This is a genomic window from Maribacter algarum (ex Zhang et al. 2020) (genome assembly GCF_005885635.1).
In the GTDB taxonomy this organism is placed as follows: domain Bacteria; phylum Bacteroidota; class Bacteroidia; order Flavobacteriales; family Flavobacteriaceae; genus Maribacter_C; species Maribacter_C algarum.
Genome location: NZ_VATY01000002.1, coordinates 596,226 through 621,931, shown reverse-complemented (window position 1 = coordinate 621,931; position 25,706 = coordinate 596,226). Strand labels below are relative to the sequence as shown.

Annotated in this window: 22 protein-coding genes; 7 read left to right on the top strand and 15 right to left on the bottom strand. The window is 39.2% G+C overall.

Annotation, left to right across the window (positions count from 1 at the left end; all coding sequences use genetic code 11):
* Window positions 1-411 precede the first annotated feature (411 nt).
* From FEE95_RS11585 to FEE95_RS11560, 6 genes are all read right to left on the bottom strand, one after another.
* Window positions 412-3,939, bottom strand: a complete 3,528-nt coding sequence (locus FEE95_RS11585) for an SdrD B-like domain-containing protein (RefSeq protein ID WP_138658106.1) — start codon at window positions 3,937-3,939, stop codon at window positions 412-414.
* A gap of 338 nt (window positions 3,940-4,277) precedes the next feature.
* On the bottom strand, window positions 4,278-5,129 hold the full coding sequence (locus FEE95_RS11580) for a 5-oxoprolinase subunit C family protein (protein WP_138658105.1): 852 nt from the start codon (window positions 5,127-5,129) through the stop codon (window positions 4,278-4,280).
* Window positions 5,122-5,859, bottom strand: a complete 738-nt coding sequence (gene pxpB / locus FEE95_RS11575) for a 5-oxoprolinase subunit PxpB (RefSeq protein WP_138658104.1) — start codon at window positions 5,857-5,859, stop codon at window positions 5,122-5,124. The genes FEE95_RS11580 and pxpB overlap by 8 nt, the downstream gene beginning before the upstream one ends.
* The gene (pxpA, locus tag FEE95_RS11570; RefSeq protein WP_138658103.1) at window positions 5,852-6,598 is read right to left on the bottom strand and encodes a 5-oxoprolinase subunit PxpA; all 747 of its coding nucleotides are present in this window, start codon (window positions 6,596-6,598) and stop codon (window positions 5,852-5,854) included. The genes pxpB and pxpA overlap by 8 nt, the downstream gene beginning before the upstream one ends.
* Entirely contained in the window at window positions 6,599-7,792 is a 1,194-nt protein-coding gene (locus FEE95_RS11565; RefSeq protein ID WP_138658102.1) for an Nramp family divalent metal transporter, read from the bottom strand.
* Window position 7,793: 1 nt separating this feature from the next.
* Window positions 7,794-8,903 carry a DUF2891 domain-containing protein gene (locus FEE95_RS11560; RefSeq protein ID WP_138658101.1) on the bottom strand — a complete coding sequence of 370 codons (1,110 nt, stop codon included), beginning with the start codon at window positions 8,901-8,903 and terminating at the stop codon, window positions 7,794-7,796.
* A gap of 275 nt (window positions 8,904-9,178) precedes the next feature.
* Here FEE95_RS11560 and FEE95_RS11555 point away from each other — a divergent pair, with 275 nt between their 5' ends.
* The 6 genes from FEE95_RS11555 (at window position 9,179) to FEE95_RS11535 (ending at window position 13,065) form a co-directional block, all read left to right on the top strand.
* Window positions 9,179-9,622, top strand: a complete 444-nt coding sequence (locus FEE95_RS11555) for a hypothetical protein (RefSeq protein WP_138658100.1) — start codon at window positions 9,179-9,181, stop codon at window positions 9,620-9,622.
* Between the two features lie 18 nt (window positions 9,623-9,640).
* Window positions 9,641-10,204: a hypothetical protein gene (locus FEE95_RS11550; protein WP_138658099.1), complete on the top strand. Its 564-nt coding sequence runs from the start codon at window positions 9,641-9,643 to the stop codon at window positions 10,202-10,204.
* Between the two features lie 123 nt (window positions 10,205-10,327).
* Window positions 10,328-10,735 carry a hypothetical protein gene (locus tag FEE95_RS11545; protein WP_138658098.1) on the top strand — a complete coding sequence of 136 codons (408 nt, stop codon included), beginning with the start codon at window positions 10,328-10,330 and terminating at the stop codon, window positions 10,733-10,735.
* 17 nt (window positions 10,736-10,752) lie between these two features.
* Window positions 10,753-10,929: a hypothetical protein gene (locus FEE95_RS22135; protein WP_171037036.1), complete on the top strand. Its 177-nt coding sequence runs from the start codon at window positions 10,753-10,755 to the stop codon at window positions 10,927-10,929.
* A gap of 90 nt (window positions 10,930-11,019) precedes the next feature.
* Window positions 11,020-12,132: a pyridoxal phosphate-dependent aminotransferase gene (locus FEE95_RS11540; protein WP_138658097.1), complete on the top strand. Its 1,113-nt coding sequence runs from the start codon at window positions 11,020-11,022 to the stop codon at window positions 12,130-12,132.
* Window positions 12,133-12,240: 108 nt separating this feature from the next.
* Window positions 12,241-13,065 carry a hypothetical protein gene (locus FEE95_RS11535; protein ID WP_138658096.1) on the top strand — a complete coding sequence of 275 codons (825 nt, stop codon included), beginning with the start codon at window positions 12,241-12,243 and terminating at the stop codon, window positions 13,063-13,065.
* A 91-nt stretch (window positions 13,066-13,156) separates the two neighbouring features.
* On the opposite strand, the gene FEE95_RS11530 is transcribed toward FEE95_RS11535, so the two are convergent.
* Window positions 13,157-13,336, bottom strand: a complete 180-nt coding sequence (locus FEE95_RS11530) for a hypothetical protein (protein WP_138658095.1) — start codon at window positions 13,334-13,336, stop codon at window positions 13,157-13,159.
* Between the two features lie 219 nt (window positions 13,337-13,555).
* Here FEE95_RS11530 and FEE95_RS11525 point away from each other — a divergent pair, with 219 nt between their 5' ends.
* On the top strand, window positions 13,556-14,218 hold the full coding sequence (locus FEE95_RS11525) for a class I SAM-dependent methyltransferase (RefSeq protein ID WP_138658094.1): 663 nt from the start codon (window positions 13,556-13,558) through the stop codon (window positions 14,216-14,218).
* Window positions 14,219-14,234: 16 nt separating this feature from the next.
* On the opposite strand, the gene dcm is transcribed toward FEE95_RS11525, so the two are convergent.
* From dcm to FEE95_RS11485, 8 genes are all read right to left on the bottom strand, one after another.
* Window positions 14,235-15,524: a DNA (cytosine-5-)-methyltransferase gene (dcm, locus tag FEE95_RS11520; RefSeq protein ID WP_138658093.1), complete on the bottom strand. Its 1,290-nt coding sequence runs from the start codon at window positions 15,522-15,524 to the stop codon at window positions 14,235-14,237.
* A 100-nt stretch (window positions 15,525-15,624) separates the two neighbouring features.
* Complete coding sequence (locus tag FEE95_RS11515; RefSeq protein ID WP_138658092.1) at window positions 15,625-17,130, bottom strand: TIR domain-containing protein; 1,506 nt, start codon at window positions 17,128-17,130, stop codon at window positions 15,625-15,627.
* A 63-nt stretch (window positions 17,131-17,193) separates the two neighbouring features.
* Window positions 17,194-18,729, bottom strand: coding sequence for a YifB family Mg chelatase-like AAA ATPase (locus FEE95_RS11510; RefSeq protein ID WP_138658091.1), 1,536 nt, complete (start codon window positions 18,727-18,729; stop codon window positions 17,194-17,196).
* 62 nt (window positions 18,730-18,791) lie between these two features.
* Window positions 18,792-20,546, bottom strand: a complete 1,755-nt coding sequence (locus FEE95_RS11505) for a hypothetical protein (protein WP_138658090.1) — start codon at window positions 20,544-20,546, stop codon at window positions 18,792-18,794.
* A gap of 29 nt (window positions 20,547-20,575) precedes the next feature.
* The gene (locus tag FEE95_RS11500; protein WP_138658089.1) at window positions 20,576-21,865 is read right to left on the bottom strand and encodes a DUF4249 domain-containing protein; all 1,290 of its coding nucleotides are present in this window, start codon (window positions 21,863-21,865) and stop codon (window positions 20,576-20,578) included.
* 4 nt (window positions 21,866-21,869) lie between these two features.
* Window positions 21,870-23,180 (bottom strand): DUF4249 domain-containing protein, encoded by a 1,311-nt coding sequence (locus tag FEE95_RS11495; RefSeq protein ID WP_138658088.1) that lies wholly within the window; start codon window positions 23,178-23,180, stop codon window positions 21,870-21,872.
* Window positions 23,177-24,457: a DUF4249 domain-containing protein gene (locus tag FEE95_RS11490; RefSeq protein WP_138658087.1), complete on the bottom strand. Its 1,281-nt coding sequence runs from the start codon at window positions 24,455-24,457 to the stop codon at window positions 23,177-23,179. Before FEE95_RS11490 ends, FEE95_RS11495 begins: the two co-directional genes overlap by 4 nt.
* Window positions 24,454-25,704, bottom strand: coding sequence for a DUF4249 domain-containing protein (locus tag FEE95_RS11485; RefSeq protein ID WP_138658086.1), 1,251 nt, complete (start codon window positions 25,702-25,704; stop codon window positions 24,454-24,456). Before FEE95_RS11485 ends, FEE95_RS11490 begins: the two co-directional genes overlap by 4 nt.
* Window positions 25,705-25,706: the final 2 nt, after the last annotated feature.

The following is a 25,706-nucleotide window of genomic DNA, read 5'->3' as shown; positions in this document are numbered from 1 at the left end:
AGTTCTAGCGTTGTCAAACTCGACTTAATAGTCCTCACAAACAAATATAAAAGTTTCATAACCCTTGTATTTTTAACATAGTGAATAGATACAAATTCACTTTTAAGATATTTAATTTAATTATTTGATTATCAATTATATAAGTTGATATTTTTACCATATTCATTGGTGTCATTCCGTCTTATTTATTGCTCTCTGAAAAAACAAGTGTTTCTTTAATGAAGAAAGCCTGTATCAAATATATTTGATACAGGCTTTCTTAGTCAATGAAAATCTATATCATCCCGTTTGTGGGACAATCAGAATGACGTTGACTAACTTCTTATTTGTTTTCATGCACCTCAAAACTAAACATAAAAAAAGCTACAACCAAATTGGCTGTAGCTTTCTTAACTTTGAGTTAGTCTGGTTTTACTTTACCAGAACATTTTTAGCATCAGACCAATTCGGTCCTTGCGCCCTCAGGATATATTTACCTGAAGGTATATGATCAAGTACCAAATAGATAACAGCTTTACCGTTCACAATTTTATATGTTCTTGGAACATTTATCACTCTACCCATCATATCGTACAATAGCATTGTCACGTCCTCCTGTCTATCGGGGAAGTCCACCGTAGCCTTCAGGCTTGCAGATTGTAATCTTGAATTGTCTTTAGACGCTTCCGGAATATCGAAGGCGATAGTTAATGTTCCGCCCGATTGAACTGGAACAGGATACACTGTGGACATTTTAGGAGAGGCTTCGGTTTTCGCTCCATTGTCACAAGTACCTTTCGTTACCGTAATTTTATCCCTTGTAAAACAATCAACGCAGTTTACGGCTTCAACGACATAAGTACCTGGCTGATTAACCTTTATCGTCTTTTGGTCAGCATTACCCACTATATTACCGTCTTCAGTAGTCCATTTGAAAGTTACGCCGTTCTCGACACAAGGGTCTATCGTTACATTTACGTCACCTTCAGAGTAGAATCCATCACCACCATCAACATAGAACCAACCTGAGGCTCCGAAACCAGTTCTTGTAACATCAGCACCATCTCCCATTTGGAATGCTGCCTCCTTTACAGAAAGGTTAAACACACCATGATTCTCCGATGTGATTGTACCAGACCAGGTTGTCCAATACTCCCAATCTGAAGTGTCATATTGTTGACATGCATTGTTTTTAGGACTTCCCACAGGAGTATTCGTGGTATAACCCGTGTAAAGAGCATCAATTTTAATCACATCTTTTCCATTACTCGCCGTGGCCGTATAACGCGCTGTATTATCCGCATACCTTTCAAATTTCTGCTCGGAAGCTTTGAATTTGAAATTGTCAACATGTCCTGTAGAAACAAGGTATACTTCATAATTTCCCTCTGGACCATAACAACGCTCTTGGTCCTTGATGGGATAGACACATACTCCAGGGCAATCTGCAGTATTATCCAAAATATCCGCAGTTATCTCAATCGTTTCGTTGGTACAGATAGTTGCATCATCGCCAGCATCGATATTGATGTCACAAATTTTAATTAATCCGCCATCAATACTAAGATCGTCCACATCTGTAACCTCAAAACATTCTGTACGACCATTTTCGTTGGCATCAGAATCTTTGGTGTCATCAGTACCGGTATCGCTATCGGTAAACTCCATCCCGTCAGGAATATCACCAAAGACTACATAATATTCACCCGAGTTTGGACAAACTTCAAAAGTATAAGCTCCAGGCTCTCCGGCAGCATTATCGGCTGTCATAGTGGAAGAAATGGCATCACCATTGCACTGGTATAAGGTAACTTTTACATCGTTAACTCCAGAAGCACTATCATCTTGCAATCCGTTTCGATTTTCATCCAACCAAACGAAATCACCAATGCTAACCTTCTCTTCAACGCTGACCATAACCTCATCGCTAGCTTCGCAACCTTCGTCGGATGTTACCGTCACTGTGTATGTAGTTTCTGTAGTTGGAGCTACTTTAATTGCTGCGGTAGTCTCACCAGTAGACCATAAGTATGAACCTTCGCCAGTGGCAGTTAACATAACTTCTTCACCAGAACAAACAGTTACATCATCACCAGCATTTGCAGTAGGTCCTTCATTACGTATTACGCTAATTGGGTTTGAAAGATTAAAACATCCCTCCAAATCATTGGCATTCGCACCCATGGAAGCGCCTTGTAATCCGTCTTCGAAAGCTAAGTGCCATACAAGGCAAGTGCCCGGGCCAGCCCCATCGAAATCGATTGCTTTTACTTGGTCTAAAGTAGCTGGAAGACCAAGAATCTTTCCATCTGAATCAGTCACTACAAAGGTGTTGTTCGCACCAATACTATCTCCGGAAACACTAATCGTATTATCTGTAAGAAAATCAGCTTCCCCATCAATACAGAAAGAGTCTCCTCCTGTAAGCTCATATGCTTTAGGGTTGATAACTTCAACAACAACGGTATCAGTTGCAGTACAGCCTTTACAATCAGAAACGGTAACGGTATACTCACCAGCTTCTGTAACCGTAATCGATTGGGTAGTTTCCCCAGTTGACCAAAGGTATTCTATCGCTTGGTTCGGATTCTCAATTTCCATTGGAACGAGGTTGGCGAACCATTCGGTACATTCACCGAAAGCACCACCCGTCCAAGCACCTAGTCCGTATTGGCTAGAATCAAAACCAGCTCCATCAGCAAGAATATAGTGCGCATTGAAGCGCGTCCCCACAGATTGAGCAATACCATCTACGGTTATCGCACCAATAAAAGAACGATAGTAGGTTTCTGGACCAGATATACCGTCTAAATAACAAGAGGCATTCCAAGTAGTACCCGAATTCTCCCTATCGGACAATTCCATATTTACAGTGGCAATTCGACCATTTTGGTCAATCACAGTACCCGTAATAGTGGCCGTATTATCAGCATATTCATTTAAAATTAAATCATCACCAGCGCTCCATACATAATCGATACCTTGACAGCCAGCGCCTTTTTGGAAAATTACTCCTGGGTCTGCTGTAAAACAACCCGCTTCTGTATTTGAATCAGTGATTTTATAGGAAGAAATAATTTCACTGCAAGTAGACTCATTTGAGGCATTTGCAGTCAAAACATATTCCTCGGCCGTACAACTTGTTTGGTCTTCACCAGCATCCACGGTCAAATTACACTCCTCCTCACAAGAAGAAAATATCTTTAAATCATCTAAATCCCATGCGGAAACGGAGGCACCGTTACCTACTGGGGCATAACTATACAATTCAAAAGTAAATATGCTAGTTACCCCAGCAGCTACTATAAAATGTTCATTATGGTTGAAGTTGAATTCTGAGGTATACCAAGATTGCGTGGTGGCTAAATCCGATATCACCATAATTTCTGCACCGTCTTTCGATACGCGAATTCCAAATTTTGTTGGATAGTTGTTTGGTCCTGTAGAACCTGTAATTCCAGTGTTGTTCCAAAGGTATTGATGAGGCGCTAGTTGTTTAAATGAAATTCCATCCAAACGGCTGGCCTTATCATTTCCACCATTTAGTTCAATATCAAATCGTATAGCCAAATCGTGATCTGCGGTGTAATGACCATCTGTACTTGACTGGAAACAAGCGGCATCACCCGCAGTGCCATGCTCATCACTGGTACATGAATGATTACCTGTGACTCGGTAGATTTGTCCCCCGGAAATGGTAGCACAAGAATTACCAGTCACCGGTGTAAACTCAGTATAGTCTTTGAAAGATTCATCATGTGAAAACGAGGCACAGGCATTAAAATCATAAATCAATGCTTCTGTAGCATCTGTAAATGGAAGCGTGTTGGTTGTTTGAGCAAATAAAGACGGTCCTCCGCCAAAATACAGTAAAATAATAAGCATGGGTGCCAAAAGACGGAATCTTCTGGGAACCGGGCTTGTTCTTAAATTGAATTGGTCGTGTAGTTTTTTAATCATAATAGTAGGGTTTATAGATTCAGTTGTGTTTATTTCTTTAAGATTGTTCCATAAGGTTTTAGTAAATCAGGACTATTACTTCAAATGGAAAATTGAATTGGCTACACTAAATCGCTAGTGAAGATTACAGCTTTTAGTTTGAGGATTTGGGACATTCATAGGTTTAGAATTTGGGATTAGGGATGATAAACTTAGGAAGTATCTAGAATCCATTCCGACCAAATAGAAGATAATCGATAAGGACTAAAAAAAGAACTATGAACGGTGTTTCACTTTACCGTTCGTCGAATGAAGCCTTAGTTAAAATGCAATTTAAAATTAATCGAAGGTGTTTATAATCAAGTATTTAACCTCACTAGTTTAAAAGAAATAGTATCGCCATATTTCTTTTGGGCCAAAATAGAAATCGCCTTATCAGAAAGCTGTAAAATGCGTGGATACCCACCAGTAGTTTGACCATCTTTCATTAACACAATCAATTTACCCGATGGGGTAATTTGAATTGTACCTGGCAAAGTTGCCGAAGTTAGCATCGAATGCGAATGCCCTTCAATAGTTTGTTCTAATTGATATGCCATGCGATTATAGTCTTTTGCCACTGTAAAGTTCTTAGCAAACAATTGTTCTAACTGCCTATCGTTTAAAAGTTCGAACTCAGGACCTATTGCTACATGCAATATCTTTTCATCTAAAAACGAATCTACTTTTAACTCTGAAATTTTGGCATTATAATTCTCACACGCTTCATAAACCAACTCCGATTGATCACCTAAATGACTTTTATCAGTTAATGGATAATAAAAAGACCGACTTCCAATAACCATTGGAGTTTTAAATCCGTTTTTAATGGCCAAATAATTACGAAAACCCTTCTTTAGACGTCCGTAGGAAATGATATCTCCTTTGATGATTTTATAGACCCTATACTGTTCAATCGGATTATTGTTCAGCGTAACCGATATATCAGCACCTCCTAAGCAGACGTAAGTTGGTTCTTCAAATAAAAGTGTTGGGCCCGTCATTGTAATCTCCATGACGGCGGCTTCAATTTTATTGTCAAGGAGTTTGTTGAGTTTTGATGCAGAAAAGGAGTCCATATAGCCGGCAACTGGTACTCCTTTGTTCAAATAACCAAATCGACCAGCATCTTGTATGGTAGTGAAAAAACCTGATTTCAATACTTTAAGCATCCCATTTGGTTTTTTCAAGTTTATAGATACCAACTTCCCCTTCAATTTTATGTAAATCGTACTCTGCCCTTTCTATGGCAAAAAACTGGACCTTATCCCCAACGCTGACAAAACACGGGTTATCGCTTTTCGGATTGAACATGGGCACCGAACAATTTCCAATGATATTCCATCCTCCTGGGGATTCTTGTGGATAGATTCCTGTCTGCTTTCCAGCGAGCCCTACAGCGCCCTTTTGCACTTTTAGCCGAGGTGTTGCCCTTCGAGCGATTTCCAGGGATTTCGGCAAACCACCCAAATACATAAAACCTGGCAGGAACCCTATTCCAAATACCGTGTAGACGTTTTCGGTATGCTGTTTCACTACCTCTTTGATATTCAAGGATAACTTCTCAGCAACCTCCTCTAAATCTATTCCAAAGTCCAAGTCATAACATACAGGGAGTTTCCAGAGGTATTTTTGCTTTGGTTTGCTATCTCCGCATTCGCCGTACCATTGTTTTAATCTTTTTATCAGTCTATCAAATTGAATAGGTTCCTGGCGAAGTATTAAGGTGATGGAGTTATATGCAGGTACTATTTCCCATTTATTGATATCCAAACAACTTGTTTCTAAAAAATTGGAAAATCTTAGAATATCATTAAGAATTACCTCATCTACCTTATTTGGCCATTCTACCAAAATTGCATGAACGCCAAAAGGCCGTATGGAAATAGAAAACTTACTCACGCTTGATAAGAATATTATGTTCAGGTAATGCACTTGTAAGGTACATCAATATTTGCAAAGCAGAAGGAGTATCACCATGAATACAAAAGGTGTCAGCCTGAAGTTCTACATGACCACCATCCTGCGTTTTTAATCGCCCTTCTTTGACCATTGAGAGCAAATGCGAAAGCACCAGTTCAGGTTTTTCAATAACAGCATTTGGAAGTTTTCGAGACACTAAAGAGAGGTCTTTGTTATAGTTTCGGTCACCAAAGGCTTCATATTTTATATTAAAGTTTTTCTTTAAAGATTCTGCTTCAATTTTCGAATTATAAGGAACATATAAGAAAACATAACCCTTATACATTGCAATAGCCTCTAAAAAGACCTTGGCCAAGTCTTCATCTCTTACAATATCATTATACAAAGCACCATGAGGCTTTATATGGTGAATCGGTACATTTTCTTTTTCCAAGACGGAGGTAAAGCTTTCTATCTGCGTTTGAATGCTCTTAACTAAAAGTTCGGAAGGAATATCCATGGAAACCCTTCCAAAATTTTGTTTATCAGGGTAAGAAGGATGTGCTCCCACCCTCACCTTGTTTTCCTTTGCCAAGCGAACCACATTGGTCATTGTTTCAATATCCCCAGCATGGCCCCCACAAGCAATATTACAAGACGAAATCAAGGGAAGTAGCTCAGCCTCGTTGCCTATGCCTTCGCCCACATCACAGTTGATATCGATACTGTACTTTTTCATCTATAACATTCCGATTACTTTAAAAATACTTTTGGCTCCCAATACAATGGCTAAAGCAATGATTAGCAGTCCGAAGATATTCTGTAGGAGTGTATTCTTGTATTTTCCCATGACCGAAGGGCGATTCACTACCCACAATAAGAAAATTGCAATTGCGGGTAGTAGAATACCATTGGCAATCTGAGCAAATTTTATCACTTCAATAGGTTTGATACCAAAGGACATAAATAATACTCCTACTCCCAAGATAATCATCCAAACTAATTTGAATTTTAGATGTTTCAAACCGACTTTCCATCCAAAGCAGCTGTTGGCGACATATGCGGCTGCTAAAGGCGCAGTAATTGCAGAAGTAACTCCAGCAGCAAATAGACCGATCCCCATAAAGTACTTTGCGGCATCACCATAGAGTGGTTGGAGACCTTTCGCCAAATCCATGACATTTTTTACTTCTCCACTTTGGATGGAAGTTGCGGCAATAATAATGGACATAGAAACCAATCCACCAAGTGCAATGGATATATAAGTGTCTCTTTTTACTGCTTTCAAATCATCGGGAGATTTCCATTTTTCACTTACCAAGGACGCATGCAAAAATAAATTATAAGGCACTACTGTAGTACCTACCAATGCTATAATAGTCAGTATGCTTTCATTGGGAACTGATGGTACAAATAAACCTTTTAGCATTGCCATGACATTTGGCTTGGTGATAATGGCAGTTACCAAAAAAGAAAGACTCATTACAATTACTAACGAAACCAATACTTTTTCTAGCACTTTGTAGCTACCTATATATAAAAGGATAAAAGCGCATATTCCAATTATCCAAGGGTAGAAAGAAATATAAGTGGTGCCAAAAATAGCTTCAAGACCCAAAGTTGCTCCGCCAATGTTGCCAGCTTCGTAGGCTGCGTTACCTACTACGATAGCCCCAAGTACAATAGCAACCACGGTATATCGAATCCAAGGTGTTTTGAGTTCTTGCTTAATGACCTCGGCAAGTCCCTTTTGAGTGATTATCCCTAAGCGTGCGGACATCTCTTGTAACACAATCGTGGCCAATACGGAAAGTAACATCGCCCATAAAAGCGCATAACCAAAATCCACTCCAGCCAAAGTACAGGCCGTAACAGTACCAGGACCAATAAAAGCAGCCGCTACTAAAACTCCCGGACCTATTTTTTTAAACATATTACTCAGCTTTATTTAAGGCATAGATGGCAAAAGACCCTAACCAGTGGGTCCCGCCATAATTATCATCCACGATATTTGGTAAAGAATATTCGATATGCTCTTTTGCTATTTCCTTAATATGGGTGTATTCAGGTAATGCCTCGGCAATTCCATATAAACACCAAGCTCTGCTGAAGTTGAGTCCGTCTAGATGTACCAACTTACCATCGGTTCTATCCAAAATTTTTCCTGGCACCAATTTGAATTCTGGATTCGTCAACTGGGGAAGAAAGGTATCAAACCATACTTTGAATTCAATTTGTGCATAAATCCTAGAAACCAAATATGCTTCCTCCAAGCAGGGTGACAAGAAATCAAAACCGCTTGGCTCCCACTCCAATGGACAACCTACCATGGTATTATCATTCGAGTAAAAGCGTTTTACCGTTTTTTCTATCTCTGCCTTTAAATCTTCATCCTTCAATGTTTCTGCATAATCAAGTGCAAATGAGAGACCGAATGCCGTATTGGAATGTTCACCCACTCGAATGGGATAGTTCAGTTTAGGAAGGAAATCCAGATAAGACTGTGCCATTAAATCAGTTAGCGGCTGTAGATTCTTTTCTAAGTCTCTGGCTAAAGGATCATTCCAAGTGTGCAGTTCTTCCGCCAGTTTTAGAATCCATGCCCAGCCATAGGTCCGTTCGTAAGAAGCATTACCCGGGATTTTAAAATAAGCTACCTCAGCCAAAATATTTTTCTCCGAAAGCGATGTCACTAATTTCTGGCGTATAGCAGCAGCCTGGTTCAAACTCGGAAATTGCTTGAGCAAAGAAACTAAGGACCAGTGGCCATGTACTGCGGAATGCCAATCATAACAACCATAAAAAGCAGGGTGCAATTCTTTTGGTTCTCCAATAAAGGATGCATCATTCAATGACTGGTTTAGCTTATTTGGGTATTCTATCGAAATACATTCCAAAGGAAGCTTCGCCAATCGATTTGCTTCGGTAAAAGTTAATTTAGGAGCATTATGAGTTTCAAGCAAAATGGGTTCTACTTTCACTACATCTTTACAACCTAATAGTATGGTAAGAATAAAAAATAAAATAAAAGTTGAATAACGCATACTAAAATGAAGCTTCTTTAAACGATTTGTTTGGTAAATATAATGAACTGAAATTGAGTTTTGGTTTTAACTACAATTTTAGCAAGTCGTAGTAAAATTTCCGTTTAGGAACATATTGTCCTTTCTGGTTTTTTCTTTAAATTTTTAACAAATTTTGTGCAGTTCATCTAAAAAATTGCAGTTCGTCTAAAAGTGCCATACCATACATCGGAATTATATACTAATTCAAAATTGGCGTGGTTATACTAATCCCAAATCAAAATTAACCTACTTAAATGACCTGTTTAGAATGTAATGTAGAACTCGGTTATGTCGACCATAAAAATTCGATGGATTCTTTAGGAATTGAACTGTGTCACCAACACAGAACTCGAATGGAAAAGTTGAATAATCAAAACGGCACCCCCATTGAAGCCATACAGTTATACTATGGATTAAAGGAGGTAGGCGTTAGCGCAATGTTAGAATGGTGGGATGGCAAAAAGTCTATAGACATTGCCATTTCAAGAGTCAAACTAAATATTATTGTGGATTGTGAATATCATATGATGACGCATGAACAAGCCATTAATGATTTAGAAGAGGCCATGCATTCGTTTAAAAACGGATTTACTACAATCCGTATTCCCCATGTTTTAATCAAGCACTATTTGAAAGAGACCGTGCATAATATCATTGGTATTATGGAAGGGCTTCGTGCGAACATTAAGGCTATTTAACCTTAAAAATGTATCCCTATGTCAACCAATAAAAAGATTTTGAAAATACCACTTCGTATTTCATTGGCCATTTTATTATCTGGTATAATGGGTAAATTGTTTGAATGGCCCTACACTTCAAAAATTCTATTATCTGGTTTTGCAACTTTAGGTATTTTATACACGATTCGGTTCTTCGTGAAAAGTGAAAAGCACTTTTTGGACTATATCAAGTTAGTACTTGTTTCGTTTTGGTCTTTGTATGGAGTTTTCACAGTACTGAAATTTCCTTATACCCTTTTCTTTCTGACAATGACGTCCATTGCATTTGTTTTATGGTTTATTATGGAAGGAACGGCATACTTCTTAGATGAAGATCGCCGAGCTCAAAACACCCTCTACCACATATTATGGAATTGTGCTTTAGTTTTGGGTACATTAAGTGTAATCTCTGGAAGCCTTCTTAAAATACTGAACTGGGATTATTCTCTTCATCTCCTATCATTGGGTATAACAATGATTGCCGCTTACATTTTGAAAGATGTTTTTGTACCAGAAACGCCCAAGGAAGACGAACACAATCACGAGGAATACCAGCTCTAAACCCCAAACTTAAATAACTTTCGGTATAGCTGGCCAAATACTCGACCAAACCGGCGCGATAGATTTTTTATGTATACTCCATAGCAATATCTTTGTTTAGAACTCAAAGAAGATAAATTTGTAATGAAGAGCCTACGATTCATATTACTCGCATTTCTATTTGGCAATTCACTTTCCAACTATGCCCAAGAACCTTCAAGAATGCAAGAGGTCGTGGATATTCATGATGAAATAATGCCCAAAATGTCAAATTTGGTGAAGCTGATAAACCAACTCCAGCCCAAGGTTGATTCTACAAAAACAGGACAAAAACACCAACAAGCCATCAAGGCTTTAAAAGCCAGCAACAAATCTATGATGACTTGGATGCAAGGCTTTGGCGAACGCTTTACAGCTGATGAGATGATGAAAGGAAAAGCACTTAACGAAGAAAAAAAGATTTGGCTTGATGAGGAATATAAAAAAGTAAAAGCACTTCGCAAGGAAATTAATTCCAGCATAAAAAAAGCAGAGCAATTGTTAGAACAATAATTTTCAAATCCAATTGAATGCAATTCTTTTTATTTAAAGCAACTGAGGTGACCAAAGAACAGTTTTGGACAGGTGCTGCTATCATTGGGGGTATCATACTGGTATCGTACCTCATCACGACCTATACCAAATATGGAGGTGGTGGCGACTATGGAAATGGAGGAGATGATTTAGACAGTACTGATGTACTATAATTTCTGAATCTAACGAATCAGTAACTTCTTAATTAGTTGTCATAATGGCATACTATTTATTAGTATCTTTCTATTCAAAATGAGATACTTATGAAAACAATTGACCGACGTAAATGGCTAAGAACAGTTGGCCTTTCTGGGGGATTTGCGATGCTGGGAGGCTTAGAAGCATTAGCCCTTGAAACACCGAGCATACCCGATTTAAAGAACAAAATTGCCAAGTTAAGTTCCAACGAAAACCCCTATGGGCCTTCAAAACGCGTGCGTCAGGCCATTACCAATACTTTTGATAGTGCTTGTCGATATCCATTTGCAGTATTAGGTGAATTGGTACAAATGATTGCCGAAAAAGAAGGTGTTTCCAAAGACCATATCGTAGTTACCGGAGGTTCAGGAGAGGGACTTTGCACTGCAGGGCTTATTTACGGAATGTCAGGCGGGGAAATTGTTGCCGCTGACCCAACCTTTCAACAAATATTAAGGTATGCCGAGGTACACGGTTCTTTTGTGCATAGGGTGCCCGTAGATGAAAACATGAATCACGATTTGGACGCTATGGAAAAACGTATTACCAGTAAAACGAGCTTGGTTTACATCTGCAATCCGAATAACCCAACGGGAACCATTATAGAAAAAAACAAACTCAAAGATTTTTGCAGTTCGGTAAGTGAAAGGGCAGTTGTTTTTAGTGACGAAGCCTATTATGATTTTATAACCGAACCAGATTACCCGTCCATGGTCGAATTGGTTAAGGAAGGAAGCAATGTTATTGTTTCTAAAACTTTTTCAAAGGTTTACGGAATGGCAGGACTTCGCATTGGATACTTGGTGACGCGACCCGATATTGCCAGACGTTTGAAGAGTAGTGTTATGGCGAGAACGAATATTCTGGCAATCGCTGCGGCAAAAGAAGCCTTGAAAGATGATGAGTTTTATAAATTTAGTATTCAAAAATCTTCAGAAGGCAAACAAATAATTTATAATTCGCTAGATAATCTTGGTTTAGAGTACATAAAGTCACATACCAACTTCGTCTTCTTCAAATCAGGAAGACATATTGATGAACTTATAAAAGACATGAAAAAGGAAAATGTCGCAATAGGTAGACCATTTCCTCCTTTTTATGACTGGGCTCGTATCAGTACAGGTAGGATTGAAGAAGTGGAACAATTCGGAAAAGCCCTAAAAAAAGTTATGGCATGAGTAACTTTTTGAAAAACACAAAAAACCTCATTACAATATGAGGTTTTTTTTTGCGTTAAAAAGTTAGTCCCACACCAGAGCCCTTATAAGTCCGGTAATCTATTCATAATGAAACACATAGTCTTTTTCGCTGTAGCGATATGCTTTTTTCAATCTTATTTTCTCCATTCCAAAAATGGCCATACTAACACGCTTTGTGCAAATCAAACAGAGCAATCCTATTCAAAAACTGCCATTACGATAAGTAATCCGAATAGCAATACCGTTTGGATGTCACCTGGTAAGGCCAAGTTAGAATGGTCTACTGAAAACATTCCTGAAAACAAAACCATACAGTTCTATTTATCAAAAGACGATATGGTTGTACAAGAGCTGGGTATTTTCAGCAATACCAATTTCATTGATGAGATACAACTTGATCCAGGTATGGAGGGTGATAATTACCGTGTATTCGGTATTGAATTATTTCCTGAAGATAAATACAGTATAGCAAAGTTTGCCACCTCAATGTTCACTATTAAGAAAGTACCGAGAGTAAAGTCAACTGTTGTCGAGAAGATTCCCGAAAAGCCGGTTATCCGAGAGAATTTTGATGGTAGAAGTATCAACTATGTCAAAGAATTAAACGTAACCGGTGCAAACATTCAAATTAATCTTTGGGACCATGGTAGAAAAGATGGGGATATCGTTTCCATTTATCTAAATGGTGAGGCAATTGTCTCCAAATATCTTTTGGAGTATACCAAGAAAGTTTTCGAGCTAAAGCTTGACCCCAACAAACCCAATGATCTATTCTTATACGCACACAATCTGGGACAATACCCTCCGAACACGGTTTCCATAGAAATAACAGATGGGGCAGTTTCTGAAAATATTATTCTTAACTCCGATTTGAAAAGCTGCGAGGCCGTTTTGATAAACGTTACTAAGTAGTCGCTCGTCGCACGTTGGTTAGCGGAAATATATAGGAATAGGCCAATTTATAGTTTACCAGGTAAGTACAACTCTGTTAAACTGCTATTTTTCAAGGATATACGTAATTTTCTTCTTTTCCTTTCAAAGATGAACCCGTACCACTAATCGGGTATTTTACATCAAATCGAGTATTCTGTTCGTTGCACGAATCAAATACTTCTTCATTGCCCTCATCCCGTTTTATATTAAAACCCAATATTATGGATGAGAAAACTACAATTAACGACATTTTAGTTTACGCATATTGCGGCTTTTGTTTTCTATGGAGTATCTATGTGCTCTTCTTTACCGATGTGTAAGTAGCAAAAGTACTTTTTGGTTATTAAAAAATTGAATGGGTTGAGAAATACTGTGCCTTCTTAACCCATTTTTTTTTAGCACCTTTAGGATAATTGGAAATTTTTATATACTTTTCCTTTTGCCCCGTCTTTGTTAAATTCGATAAGAGATGAAAACAGACGCAAAAGATTTAAAACTGCTACCCCTAACATCTTTGATTAAAACCGGTGAAGTTGATCACGCTGACTGGAACTATCGCCCGGTACTCGGTACGATTTCTTGTTCCCGATTTCGCTTGGTTAAAAAAATGCTTGTCGAGAAGCACGGTGAACGTCTACTTGAGATTGGCTACGGAAGTGGTGTTTTTCTTCCTGAATTGGCAAATCATGCCGACAAAGTTTACGGTGTCGACATACATGAAAAAACCGCAGAAGTTGCTGAAAGACTACTAGAGGTTAATGTTGACGCAGAACTTGTTTCCGGTGGAGCGGAAAAGATGAAATGGGAGAATAACTCTTTTGATTTTGTAGTTGCGGTAAGTGCTTTGGAATTTGTTTCGGATTTAGATGCGGTTTGCAGAGAGGTAAAGAGAATTCTAAAACCCAACGGAAGCTTTATGGTTGTGACTCCCGGTAAATCACCCCTCCTAGATTTTGGGCTAAAAGTCTTAACCGGAAAAAGTGCTAAGGAAGATTTTGCTGATCGGCGGGAAATCATTCTTCCAACCCTTCTCAAACACTTTAGTACCAAGCAAAAATTGACGTATCCAAGACATGGGGCATCATTGGTGAAATTGTACACTGCTTTAGAGCTGACACCACTCGCTGACTAGAAAGCCATTAGCGCGTTCAGACAAATTCTTTTTGACTTTCAATAACATGTATCCTTCTGGCCAATTCCTGGCCTAGTTTTTCAACAATCCCAACTACCAAGGCATTTCCCATAAAAAATGCTCTTTTCGTATCCGAAATCCCCTCCAATTGGGTGTGATTGTCTGGAAACATATTTAAACGCTCCAATTCTACAGGCATAAGTCTTCGCAATCTTCCATCCTGCTCTACTACATGTTTGAAACGCGAAGGAGATGCACCACCCTCTCCTGTTATAATGGTTCTTGATGCATTGTCTAAGGCATCAGGAAAAATCATACTGCCTTCACTGTAATTATATTTAAACCCTTCTTTGGTTTGTCGTACTTCCTTTTTTGCACCCTTTAAGTATTTCCATCCTTTGGCTTTGGTAATATCCGCTTTGGTAATAAAGAATTCTTCGGGAACATCCTTTGAATCAATTAGCATATCCCCCAGGGTTTGCATTGGCCCACCAAAAGATGGGATCGTCTTCGCGGTGATAAACTCCCCATTAATCATCAAGCCGCTATTCGCGAACGGACTGTCTTTTCCTACAAGATTAAATTTTTCGGAAACTTGTATTAAATCATTTCCTATTGTTCCACTGTGTAATAAACCGCTCAATATTTCCCTTATGGGAAAAGCACTAGCAATAATACCATCAGTATCCAGCCAATCTTCCTTGTTAACAGTGCTTTCAATTCTCTTAAATAAGTCTGAGCTCTTATGATACGCCAAAAAGAATACCCTTCGCCTTCGTTGCGGCATACCATATTCCGCAGCATTGATAACACGCCACTCCACTGCATACCCCAAATTGTTCAGTGAAGCTAGCATTACTGCAAAATCCCTTCCGCGTTGTTTTGACGGAGATTTTAATAACCGATCTACATTCTCTAGCATTAAGTATTTCGGCTTTTGTTCTTTTCGTCTTAAGATAGCTTCGATACTCCACCATAACACGCCTTTTTTACCAATTAAGCCTTTTGAGTTTTTTAAAGTGGTTGCGACGGAATAGTCTTGACAGGGAAACCCCCCAACCAACAAATCATGATCGGGAATTACATAAAAATCATTTTCAATGACCTCTTCGATATTAGCTCCGTAATGATTGGAATTTGGCCAACGGTTTTCATAAACCCTATTCGCATGTTGTGTCTTCGTACTTGGCTCCCATTGATTGCTCCATACTACTTCATAGTTGGCATCTTCTCTTTTGGGGTAGCCTTCAAGGCCGATTCGAAACCCGCCAACTCCCGCAAAAAGCTCAATAACTCTAATGGGCATGCATTATGATATTTAGATATACAAATGAGAAATCCAAATTATCGAATTTGGTCGGGAAAATTAATTAATCGTAAGAAATTCAATACAGTATTTTTCAACATTAGCGAGTAAAGTCCCGAACTGCACGAACTAGAAATTGACGGTGCTCGGCTTCTTTGTTGTAGTGATAAGAGGTATTCCCGGTACGGAATTGTAAAAGCCGCGCCTGGAATTCATCATAAGGTGTTGCACTCCAATATAACTTGTCCGCAAATTCTGCACTGTTCGATGCTCCTTGTCCCAAGGAGTTGTATAAAACTTTCAATTCATCTAGTGTTGGTAATCGCCACCCTTTGCCCAATTTATCATGGATAATCATCGCATCCGCCCAGGGCATAGGGCCCGCGTCATCTATATGCACTACCTTTCCGGACTTACCATCCGAATCTATGGCGAACACTATGCCGCCATCATATTGGTCCCCAATTACCAATTCCGGGAGAGATTCTTCCTCGACCACAGGTTCAGTTTCAGTTTTTTCAACGGGAATTGAATCTTCTACATCCACTGAATTGGTATCTACAGCAGGTTCTATCGCTTCGTCGGTTCCGCTATTGAAAGTCCATATGCCAATGATTGCTAGAGCAGCAATGATACCGGCTATCAAAAACTTCTTTCTCGATTTAGATTGCGACTGCTCTAAGGTTTCCTCGACAGGAGTATTGTTCTGCGCTACCTCTTGTTTTTTTTGTTGTTCAAGCTTCCATCGCTCTTGCTCTTCTTGGTTTTTTAGTTCAGCTTCCTCCTTCTTTCGCCTTGTCTCCTCTAACTTTCGGGATTCCTCGGCTTCTCGCAGCTTTTGTTCTTCAGCTTTTCTTTTTAGCTCCGCTTCCGACCGTCTTTGTTCTTCAGCCCTTGCTTTGGTTTCCGCTTCTTTTTGAAGTTTTTGTTCCTCTAGTGCGCGTTGTTTTGCTTCGGCCTCCTCCATCAGCCTATTCTCTTCAGTTTGCCGCTTTGCTTCGATTTCTTCTTGGAGTGTTTTATCCTCTTTGACCTCTTTTTCTTCATCAAAAGCTATGGCAATCTGCTCTTCTTCTTTTAGATTCGCCGATAGCTCACCCTTATCTTCTTCGGGTTCCTCCTGAATAGAATCTGGCGACAAGGAAGCAATCACTGCTTTTATTTCCTTTGCAATGTCATTATACACCTGTTCTGACGACTCCCATTCTTTTATGGGCTTTGCTCCCTCAGGTAAAACACCCAACTCATTCATATTGAAGTTGTAGTCATCGGACCGAAAATCAATATCCCAGGGACATTGATCTAGAATGATAGGAATAACTGTTGACTTCCCAGCCTTGTATTGGTCGATGACCATTTTAAATTCAAGCTGCTGGATAAACTGCGAATGCATAAAAGCATCACTTACCAGAAGAATAAATATATCAGTCTGCCTAAATCGCGATTCATCCCGGGGTTTCCAAGCCTGTTCTGGTAGAATTGGATTATCATTCCAAATAGAGATGGCAGCGTCTTTTTCAGAGGATTTCAAACGCTTTACCAGATGCTGCATCACAGCAGTATCCTCCGATGTATATATCGTATTAATGTTTAGGTTCTCGCCCATTTGTTCACAAATTAATAAATATCAGGAAAATATGGGCATGTTTTTGGGGGAAGATGGTTTGAATTACCCCAACCACCCCTCGCGATCCAAACTGCGATACTGAATCGCCTCACCAATATGATTGCCATTCACTTCTAAACTATTTTCCAAATCAGCAATAGTTCGTGCTACTTTTAAAATACGGTCATAAGCTCTTGCAGAAAGATTCAACCTTTCCATGGCATTTTTTAAAAGTTCTTTTGAAGGTTTATCTAATTGACAGAATTGACGAATCTGTTTGGTATTCATTTGGGCGTTGTAATGTACATTTTCCAGCTCTAGAAAACGTTTGGTTTGCAGTTCGCGGGCTTTTGTTACCCGTTTTCGTATTTCAACACTCCCCTCTCCTTTTCGGTCTTCACTCAATTTTTCAAAAGGAACGGGAGTCACTTCAATATGAATATCGATACGGTCCAACAAGGGTCCTGAGATTTTACCCAAGTACCGTTGCATTTCCGCAGGGGAAGAAGTTACGGGGGCATCGGGGTCATTAAAATAGCCCCCAGGACTCGGATTCATACTGGCCACCAACATAAAACTACTGGGGTAGGTTACGGTAAATCGCGCTCGTGAAATCGTTACTTCGCGGTCTTCCAAGGGTTGGCGCAATACTTCTAAAACGCCTCTTTTAAATTCAGGAAGTTCATCTAAAAAGAGAACGCCATTATGAGAGAGTGAAATCTCTCCGGGTTGTGGATATGAACCACCACCGACAAGAGCCACGTCCGAAATGGTATGGTGGGGACTCCGAAAAGGACGTTGGCTCATCAGTCCCATATTTTTGATTCGCCCTACGACACTATGTATTTTGGTAGTTTCCAAAGCCTCATGCAAGGTCATCGGTGGTAAAATAGATGGCAATCGCTTGGCCAGCATCGTTTTTCCCGCCCCAGGTGGGCCTATCAAAATCACATTATGTCCGCCAGCCGCAGCGATTTCCATACACCGTTTGATACTTTCCTGTCCCTTTACATCTGAAAAGTCAAATTCTGGAAAATCCAGGTTTTTATAGAATTCCGCTCGAGTATCAATGATGGTTTGTTCCAAGGGTGTTCCCTTATCAAAGAACTCAATGACTTCACTAATATTTTCTACACCGTAGACCTTTAAATCTCCTACTATTGCGGCTTCTTTTGCATTTGCCTTGGGTAGAATAAATCCTTCAAAACCTTCTTCCTGTGCCTTTATAGCAATGGGCAAAGCCCCTTTGATGGGTTGCAGACTTCCATCTAAGGAAAGTTCGCCCATGATAATATACTTCTCAAGATTTTCGGAGTTTATTTGTCCCGATGCGGTTAGAATACCCAAAGCCAAGGTCAAATCATAGGCAGAACCTTCTTTACGCAAATCAGCGGGAGCTAAATTGAGTGTTATTTTCTTACCAGGAATGCGATATCCATTATTCAACAAAGCCGCAGCGATGCGATAGTTGCTCTCTTTGATCGCATTATCGGGCAGTCCAACCAAGTGGTAGCCAACACCTGTATCCACATTCACCTCACAGGTTATTGTTTGGGCTTCAACGCCAAAGACAGCGCTGCCATAAACTTTTGAAAGCATATTTGTGTTCTATGCTTTAAATGTAAGTAAAGATTTCTATTTTTAAAGTAAAGGACTACAAATTATTCTACTAAAAATGATTCCCGAATGGCGACCGGTCTGCCATAAATGGAAAAACCTTCTAAAACCACTTCATACTCCCCAGGGACTTCCGACGTATAAAAAGACAAGTCCAATTCTTTGCCCTCAAAAGAAATGGTAGGTTTCCAAAAAAGTTGTCCTCTTAAATCAGGAATTCTCTCATTAGAATCCACGAGGTGCTTTTGATTAAAATAGTTCTTAATGGGACGCGGACTATCCAATTCCCATTTGGTAATATTGGCATCGTTCAACGCATCGAAATAGCTGCCCTCATTGGTTACGATATTGACCATTCCGAAGTAATACTTCCCGCCAATGCGGTACTTCTCACGAACTGTATTAACACTTTTAACCGTTCTTGTATCAAAATCCAAAACAGTATCAGGGTCTTTTATAAAAACACCATCAATATAGACCAAAGCATCATATTCAGACTCTTCATAGGTCTCATCAAATGAACGTACTTTGAACACCTTCTTACCTTCCTTGTTCCTTTTGGTCCAAACATTCGGTATCAGTTCGACAATTGTTTCGTCAAGGGTTTTGAATCGGGTAAACTCTTCTAGGTTGACTGTTTCGACAAATGCCCCTCCATAAGGGTCATTTAAGAGGTCAAGACGCAAGGTGTCAGGTTTCACCACGAAATACCCATTTTCAATTTGATTGTGAACGCTACGCCCTACAATTGCGTCCTGCATTTCTGGATTGATGTAAAATTTTTGAAACTTTAAGGAAGCATAATCAATAGGCTCTTCAGGAGTTACCTGAATGGTATATGCATCTTCTTTACCCTCCAACATTTGAAATAGCACAGTGGGTACCGTGTAATCTTTATCTAGGTTCACATGAAAAACTCCTAAACTATCGGTGTAAAAAACTTTGAGTTGAAAATCTTCACCAGGTATTGAAGCGCTAATCTTTTTGTTCGCTACGGATGCTATCCCATCTTTTGGAATGAGTTGGCCTTTTATCAATTCCCCATCCAATTCCGGTGCAAACTTTATTTCGGGATAAAAAACTTCCGTAGTTGCCATTTGCTTTTTATGCCATTCTATATAGGATTCCGGGGTATGTTTGTTTGTGTTTTTTAAGGCTTCCTTCTTTCGAACAGACACCGTATAGTTACCATAACCCGAAGCTCCTCTAAAATTCTGAAGTCCAATTGTTACTTTAGATTTTTTGGCATAACTCTCTTTATCCGTGGATAGTACAAAACGTTTGTCCTCCAGTATTTCGATGGGACTCGCTGCTGCTCCAATCGCTTCTTTTTCTGTTAAATCCGGTAAAATGGCATCCTGATTTACTTGGTACGGATTTATAATGCTAATATCTTCTTGAAAGAATACATCAACGGTACCATTTCTCATCCAGCGTGTATATGCAATAAGTTTATAATTTCCGGAAGCAACGGAAGTGGGTACGAAAAAATCACCCCGCCCTTGACTTTTCGCTAAACGGATTTTATGCCGAAAAACAACTTCTTTGTCTTCACCTATCAGCTCAACATATCCAATTGTACTTATTTCACTAGGTTGCTTGGTCTTATCATTCAAACAGTACATTTTATAGAAAAGGTATTCCCCGGTAAAAAGCAAGGAAGTATTAATGCTCAGATACACCTTTTCACTAGGTAATACTTTGAATTGGTCATATGAACTATTCTGTTTGTCTTGGCCAAAACTGATCTGACCAAAAACTAGGGCGATCAGTACTAAAAATTTGATATTCGTTTTCATAAACATATCTTTTATTCTTTTTATTCTTTTCAATCAATCCAAAAATCAGGTTTAACATTACTGCCTAAAAGCGTACAGTCACCGCATATTCGTGGGGTTACCAAATACGGCCCTGGGCAAGATATTAATAAAAAGTCGTTGAGCGAACCATCATTTAAATCCAAATATTCAACGAGCTCAAAACCAACTTGTTCGGAGATGGGCGTTGGACAACCATCTATTCGTAGCAAAGGTGGACTCAAAATTCTCTCACAGTTAAAACCAAAAAAATAAGGTGGTAGCTCCTCTCCCTGAAAAAAGTCTTCGTAATCAAAAAATATACGTTTTTCCGATACACTTGACACCTCAAAATAACCAATAACCGGAGTACCAGCGGAAGATTTTAAGTTACCTTCCAGGAAACCAGGCTGTATCTCACTGAAAACACTCTCGCTTTTAGTGAAACTGCGGAGACGTTCGTAGTATTGATATGACGACTGTGATTGTACAAGTTGCTTCACCAGTATACTATACCGATGTGTGAGAATTGCGTTGTCTCTGTCGATAAAACGTACTAGCTTTCTTTTTACTTCTGGAAATTCCAAATTGATGGTACTCTCCAGTATTATATCAGTTGAATTTGCGGTACCATAGCAGGTTTGCTCCTCTTGGGGACGATCTACGACTTCTAATATGGGGGTCTCGTTTATTAAATTGCCTTCAAAAATTACATTTATTTCTTTATCTGTCCATTTGGGAGCAATAATTTTATACGTCTCCTCGTAGACATATCTAAAATGGTCGGCAATTCCACTACTATCATCACCATCGGCGTAAATAGCCATTCCCTCAATACCGGAATCATTTACGATACGTTCTGCATATAGATTTGTGATTTGTGATTTTCCGGGTACATTTCTGAAATCAGACCTTATGTCCTCATTAATGCTAGTTGTAACTTGAAGCTGATATTCACTCCCTATTTCAACCGCAAATGGACTATTAGATAGGTAGGTACCGGGCTCGGATTCTGAAAAATCAAATCGAATGCCCATATCGTCAACTATTGTCACAGCCGCGTTTTCTTCATAATTGGTTAAATCTTCCACTGGGAATTCACGTAGATTAGGATTATAGTCATATTCTTGAAGATTTACTTGTCCAAGGTTGGAAGCTCTCTTTAAGAACACTTTTTGGACTTCTATAGCATCGGTAATCGTAGCCTCAACAACCAAAATACTTTCTGCAATATTATCCGGAAGTTCATCGGAAATGTCAAATTGTTCTACACAAGATGTAAAGATCAAGATTATGGCCGATATGTATCTAAATTTCTTCATTTAGCTAATCTTCCCAAAAATCAGGTTTAATGTTACTGCCGAAAACGGTGCAATCGCCACATGCCTGAAAGGTCATAAAATAGGGTCCCTCACAGTCACCTGGATCCGCATTTACAGTAGCGTATTCAAGTCGCCCAGACAAAATATCAAAAACAAGTGTTGGTCCTGGGCAACCCAATGGTTGTGGGCCATCTAGCTCTGGGTCTCCCAGGGCCGGCGATATGAAGCGACCACAATTAATATCCCCAAAATAAGGCGGCAATTCCTCATTTGGAAAAAAGTCTTCATAATTGAAGAAAAAACGTTTTTCTGCGATACTTGCAACTTCAAAATAGCCGATAACCTTTCCTTCATCTATATCGGTTCTTTTCAAATTGCCTTCCAAAAAGCCGGGTTGAATTTCAGTAAATACATTCTCTTGCTGCGAAAAATCAAGAAGGCTTGTATAATAACTATGCGCATTATTATCCACTACAAACTGTTTCAAAAGGATGCTATATCTATGCGATAACATGGGGTCGTTCCTATTTATGAATCGAACCACATGTCGTTTTATATCAGAAGCATCCGATGTTAGTGTACTAGCAAGGTTAATCTCTTGTGACCTTTTAGTTGTATAACATATTTGTTCCTCTTCACTCCGTTCAACTAACCTTACTTTAGGGTATAAAACAACGGTATCATTTATAGTTTCCAATTCTTCTTGCAAAACTTCAAACTCCATTGAAGTCCAAGTAGGGGCAATAATTTTATAAGTTTCTTCATAGCTATACCGAAAATAGTCCGATTCAGAAGTAGTGTTTGTGCCATCTGCAAAAATGAGCATACCCTCCTCACCTTGTGCATTGAAGCCACGTTCCGCATAGATATTGTCTATCCGGGATTTACCGGATAGGCCTCTAAACTCCGATTCATAGGTTTCACCATTTCGCGTGGTAATTTGCAACTGGTATTGCATGGACGCTTCTAATCCAAATTCATTCAATGACTCATAAACGCCATCTCCCCTTTCATTAAAAGAAAATTCAATACCTGATTGACTAACAATCTTCACACTAGCTCCACCTTCAGGATTTGTTCGTTCAAATACAGAGGCTTCAAATGAACCCCGCACGTCGAGAGAGTCCCGTTCTGGTATATTGACTTTTTCCAAATTTGCGGACCTCGAAAGTACCACAAGTTGAGTATCTACTTTGTCCGTAATTGTAGCTTCCACTACTAAAATACCTGAGCTTTCACGCGTTTCAAAGTCGAAAGATTCCACACATGCAGAAAGTGACAACAAACCCCCTAAGTACATAAAATACCTTTTCATTCTATCCAAAATTCAGGTTTTATATTACTACCTAATTCGGTACAATCTCCACATGCTTTTGGTTTAACCCAAAAAGGCCCTAAACCACCTAATCTACCTTCATTTTCTGCAATACGCTCTGGAGTAATCAAATTTTCCATATAATAAACGTAAAGTCCCGCTCGAATACCATCTATAAGCGGTGAGCCTAAAGTGCCATCTGAAATCCCGCCAGCGGTACTGCAATGAGCTCCAGGAGGAATTAAAGCTGGGCTGCTAATAGTGCAATTTATGGGATAAGGCGGCCCATTTTCATTTGGGAAAAAATCCGTATAATTAAAGAACAATCTCTGAGAACGAACGGAGCTAACCTCAAAAAATCCTACAACTTTCGAAATACCATCAGCAGCACGGATGTTACCTTCTAAAAATCCAGGTTGTATCGATGTAAAAACATCATCATTACTTGAGAAACTATCGAGATTTTCATAGTAGGAATACGCGTTTTGATTTAAACTGACTTGCTTTACTAAAATGCTATACCTATGGGTTATTGCAAAATCATTCTTAGAAATAAAACGCAAGCGATAATCGGACACTGAATTACCTATAAGGTTTTCACTATCAGCTAGTATAATGTCTGTAGATTCTCTATGTCCATAACATACACGATTATTATTTTCATTTGGCTTTAGTTCAACTCCAAAACCGAAGGCCTGACCAACAACAATATCACAAAGATCGTCATCTACTATGTCAAACTCCCATGGACTCCAATCAGGAGCTATGATTTTATAGTCTTCCTCATATTCATAGCGCAGGAACGAGTTGCCATTTACCGAGCCTCGTGAATTAAGCATAATGCTAATACCTTCATCGCCATCATCTTTTACCGTTCTTCCCGCATGTAGGTCTTCTATTGCGCTCGGATTTGGAGTTGTAACCTCTTCAGACAAAAAAGTACTGCCATCAGCTGTTACAATCTCCATTTGATAACTTTCTCCTCGACTTGCCCCAAAGACCTCTAAAGATTCATACAAGCCAGGAGATACTTCTTGAAAGGCATGACTGCTACCAGAACCACTGGTCATTCTAATTGTAGCATTTCTTTCAGCAATAACACTATCTACTTCAAAAGGTCTTGCCCTTGACAGGTTTACTTTTTGACGTTTCAATTCGTCAGTTAGTTTGGCATCTACAACTAGTAGGCCTTCAAAACCTCTCGTTTCAACTTCAAAGGTTTCGACGCAACCCTGTAGAAAAAGGATAATCAATACTATATTCAGAAATCTGTTCATTCTATCCAAAAATCAGGTTTTATATCACTCCCATATACCGTGCAATCCCCACAGGGTTTGAGAAGCACCAAAAAAGGATTGTTAAAGGAAAATTCTGCTTCATTCTCAGCTGCGAAAATAATTTCGTCAGCCCGTATTAATTCTATCAATGGTGATATGCAGCTACCGTCACAAAAACCGAATGCTCCATCAGAGCAATGATAGCCAGGTGCCACCAGATCAGGGCTGCCTAGATTCTCACAGTTAATAGGATATTCAGGCAAAGGTTCGGCTGGAAAAAGGTCTTTATAATTAAAAAATATACGTTTGGAACTTACCGGGGCAGTTTCAAAATAGCCTATTACATTTTGTTCCCCATCTGATTCTGAGAAAATATTACCCGCTAAAAAACCGGGTTGGGTTTCGGAAAAAACACTCTCCGAAACACTAAAGTCCTCTAAACCCCGATAATACGAATGCGCATTAACGGATTGGGTGTATTGATTTACAAGAATACTGTAGCGATAGCTCAAAATAAAGTTTTCACGGGCCACGAACTGTACTTCGAAATCAGCGATGTCATTACGCTCTAAATTGTTTGTAGCTGCTAAAATAATTCTAGTTGAAATTCTATTTCCGTAACATATACGTCCTTTGAGAGAATTTTTGGCTTCTATAATTACTTCATACGCATCACCGTCTTCACATGCAATCGAATCGATTACCACCATTTTAAAGGGATTCCATTTGGGTGCCCTAATTTCATAGTCCTCTTGATAATCATATCGGAAATATCTCGGCTGATTTCCTAAACTTTCATTATCAATCTGGATTGAAACCCCATCTTCTCCTTCCTCATTCAACATTCGCTTTACCTTAAGATCACCAATGGGTACATTTTCTGGCATGACTTCAGGGGTAGACGCATACGATTCACCATCTGAGGTTGTTATTTTTAATTGATAGCTCTGATTCACCTTTCCACTGAAAGCCATAGTCGAAACATAATGACCTGGTTCGTATTCCTCAAAGTCATACGTTGTACCCGAACCCTCAATAATGGAGACCCGGGCATTTCTTTCTGGGTTGATGCTATCCTGTTCAAAAGGTCTAGCCCGTGACAATAGAATTTGATGCTGTTTATCTTCATTAGTCAATCTCGCATCAACAACCAACAAATCCTCAAAGACTTGAGTTTCGGCTTGAAAAGGCTCTATACAGCCTTGCAGAAAAGCAAATAACGATATGACGTAAATTATTCTCTTCATAT

What these genes read in the sequence shown, in the direction of transcription:
- FEE95_RS11580 (WP_138658105.1), bottom strand. Translation starts at nt 5,129, where the DNA reads ATGCTTAAAGTATTGAAATCAGGTTTTTTCACTACCATACAAGATGCT.
- pxpA (WP_138658103.1), bottom strand. Translation starts at nt 6,598, where the DNA reads ATGAAAAAGTACAGTATCGATATCAACTGTGATGTGGGCGAAGGCATA.
- FEE95_RS11550 (WP_138658099.1), top strand. Translation starts at nt 9,641, where the DNA reads ATGTCAACCAATAAAAAGATTTTGAAAATACCACTTCGTATTTCATTG.
- FEE95_RS11565 (WP_138658102.1), bottom strand. Translation starts at nt 7,792, where the DNA reads ATGTTTAAAAAAATAGGTCCGGGAGTTTTAGTAGCGGCTGCTTTTATT.
- FEE95_RS11500 (WP_138658089.1), bottom strand. Translation starts at nt 21,865, where the DNA reads ATGAAGAAATTTAGATACATATCGGCCATAATCTTGATCTTTACATCT.
- FEE95_RS11485 (WP_138658086.1), bottom strand. Translation starts at nt 25,704, where the DNA reads ATGAAGAGAATAATTTACGTCATATCGTTATTTGCTTTTCTGCAAGGC.
- FEE95_RS11560 (WP_138658101.1), bottom strand. Translation starts at nt 8,903, where the DNA reads ATGCGTTATTCAACTTTTATTTTATTTTTTATTCTTACCATACTATTA.
- FEE95_RS11555 (WP_138658100.1), top strand. Translation starts at nt 9,179, where the DNA reads ATGACCTGTTTAGAATGTAATGTAGAACTCGGTTATGTCGACCATAAA.
- FEE95_RS22135 (WP_171037036.1), top strand. Translation starts at nt 10,753, where the DNA reads ATGCAATTCTTTTTATTTAAAGCAACTGAGGTGACCAAAGAACAGTTT.
- FEE95_RS11540 (WP_138658097.1), top strand. Translation starts at nt 11,020, where the DNA reads ATGAAAACAATTGACCGACGTAAATGGCTAAGAACAGTTGGCCTTTCT.
- FEE95_RS11495 (WP_138658088.1), bottom strand. Translation starts at nt 23,180, where the DNA reads ATGAAAAGGTATTTTATGTACTTAGGGGGTTTGTTGTCACTTTCTGCA.
- FEE95_RS11525 (WP_138658094.1), top strand. Translation starts at nt 13,556, where the DNA reads ATGAAAACAGACGCAAAAGATTTAAAACTGCTACCCCTAACATCTTTG.
- FEE95_RS11510 (WP_138658091.1), bottom strand. Translation starts at nt 18,729, where the DNA reads ATGCTTTCAAAAGTTTATGGCAGCGCTGTCTTTGGCGTTGAAGCCCAA.
- dcm (WP_138658093.1), bottom strand. Translation starts at nt 15,524, where the DNA reads ATGCCCATTAGAGTTATTGAGCTTTTTGCGGGAGTTGGCGGGTTTCGA.
- FEE95_RS11530 (WP_138658095.1), bottom strand. Translation starts at nt 13,336, where the DNA reads ATGTCGTTAATTGTAGTTTTCTCATCCATAATATTGGGTTTTAATATA.
- FEE95_RS11545 (WP_138658098.1), top strand. Translation starts at nt 10,328, where the DNA reads ATGAAGAGCCTACGATTCATATTACTCGCATTTCTATTTGGCAATTCA.
- FEE95_RS11505 (WP_138658090.1), bottom strand. Translation starts at nt 20,546, where the DNA reads ATGAAAACGAATATCAAATTTTTAGTACTGATCGCCCTAGTTTTTGGT.
- FEE95_RS11585 (WP_138658106.1), bottom strand. Translation starts at nt 3,939, where the DNA reads ATGATTAAAAAACTACACGACCAATTCAATTTAAGAACAAGCCCGGTT.
- FEE95_RS11515 (WP_138658092.1), bottom strand. Translation starts at nt 17,130, where the DNA reads ATGGGCGAGAACCTAAACATTAATACGATATATACATCGGAGGATACT.
- FEE95_RS11490 (WP_138658087.1), bottom strand. Translation starts at nt 24,457, where the DNA reads ATGAACAGATTTCTGAATATAGTATTGATTATCCTTTTTCTACAGGGT.
- FEE95_RS11535 (WP_138658096.1), top strand. Translation starts at nt 12,241, where the DNA reads ATGAAACACATAGTCTTTTTCGCTGTAGCGATATGCTTTTTTCAATCT.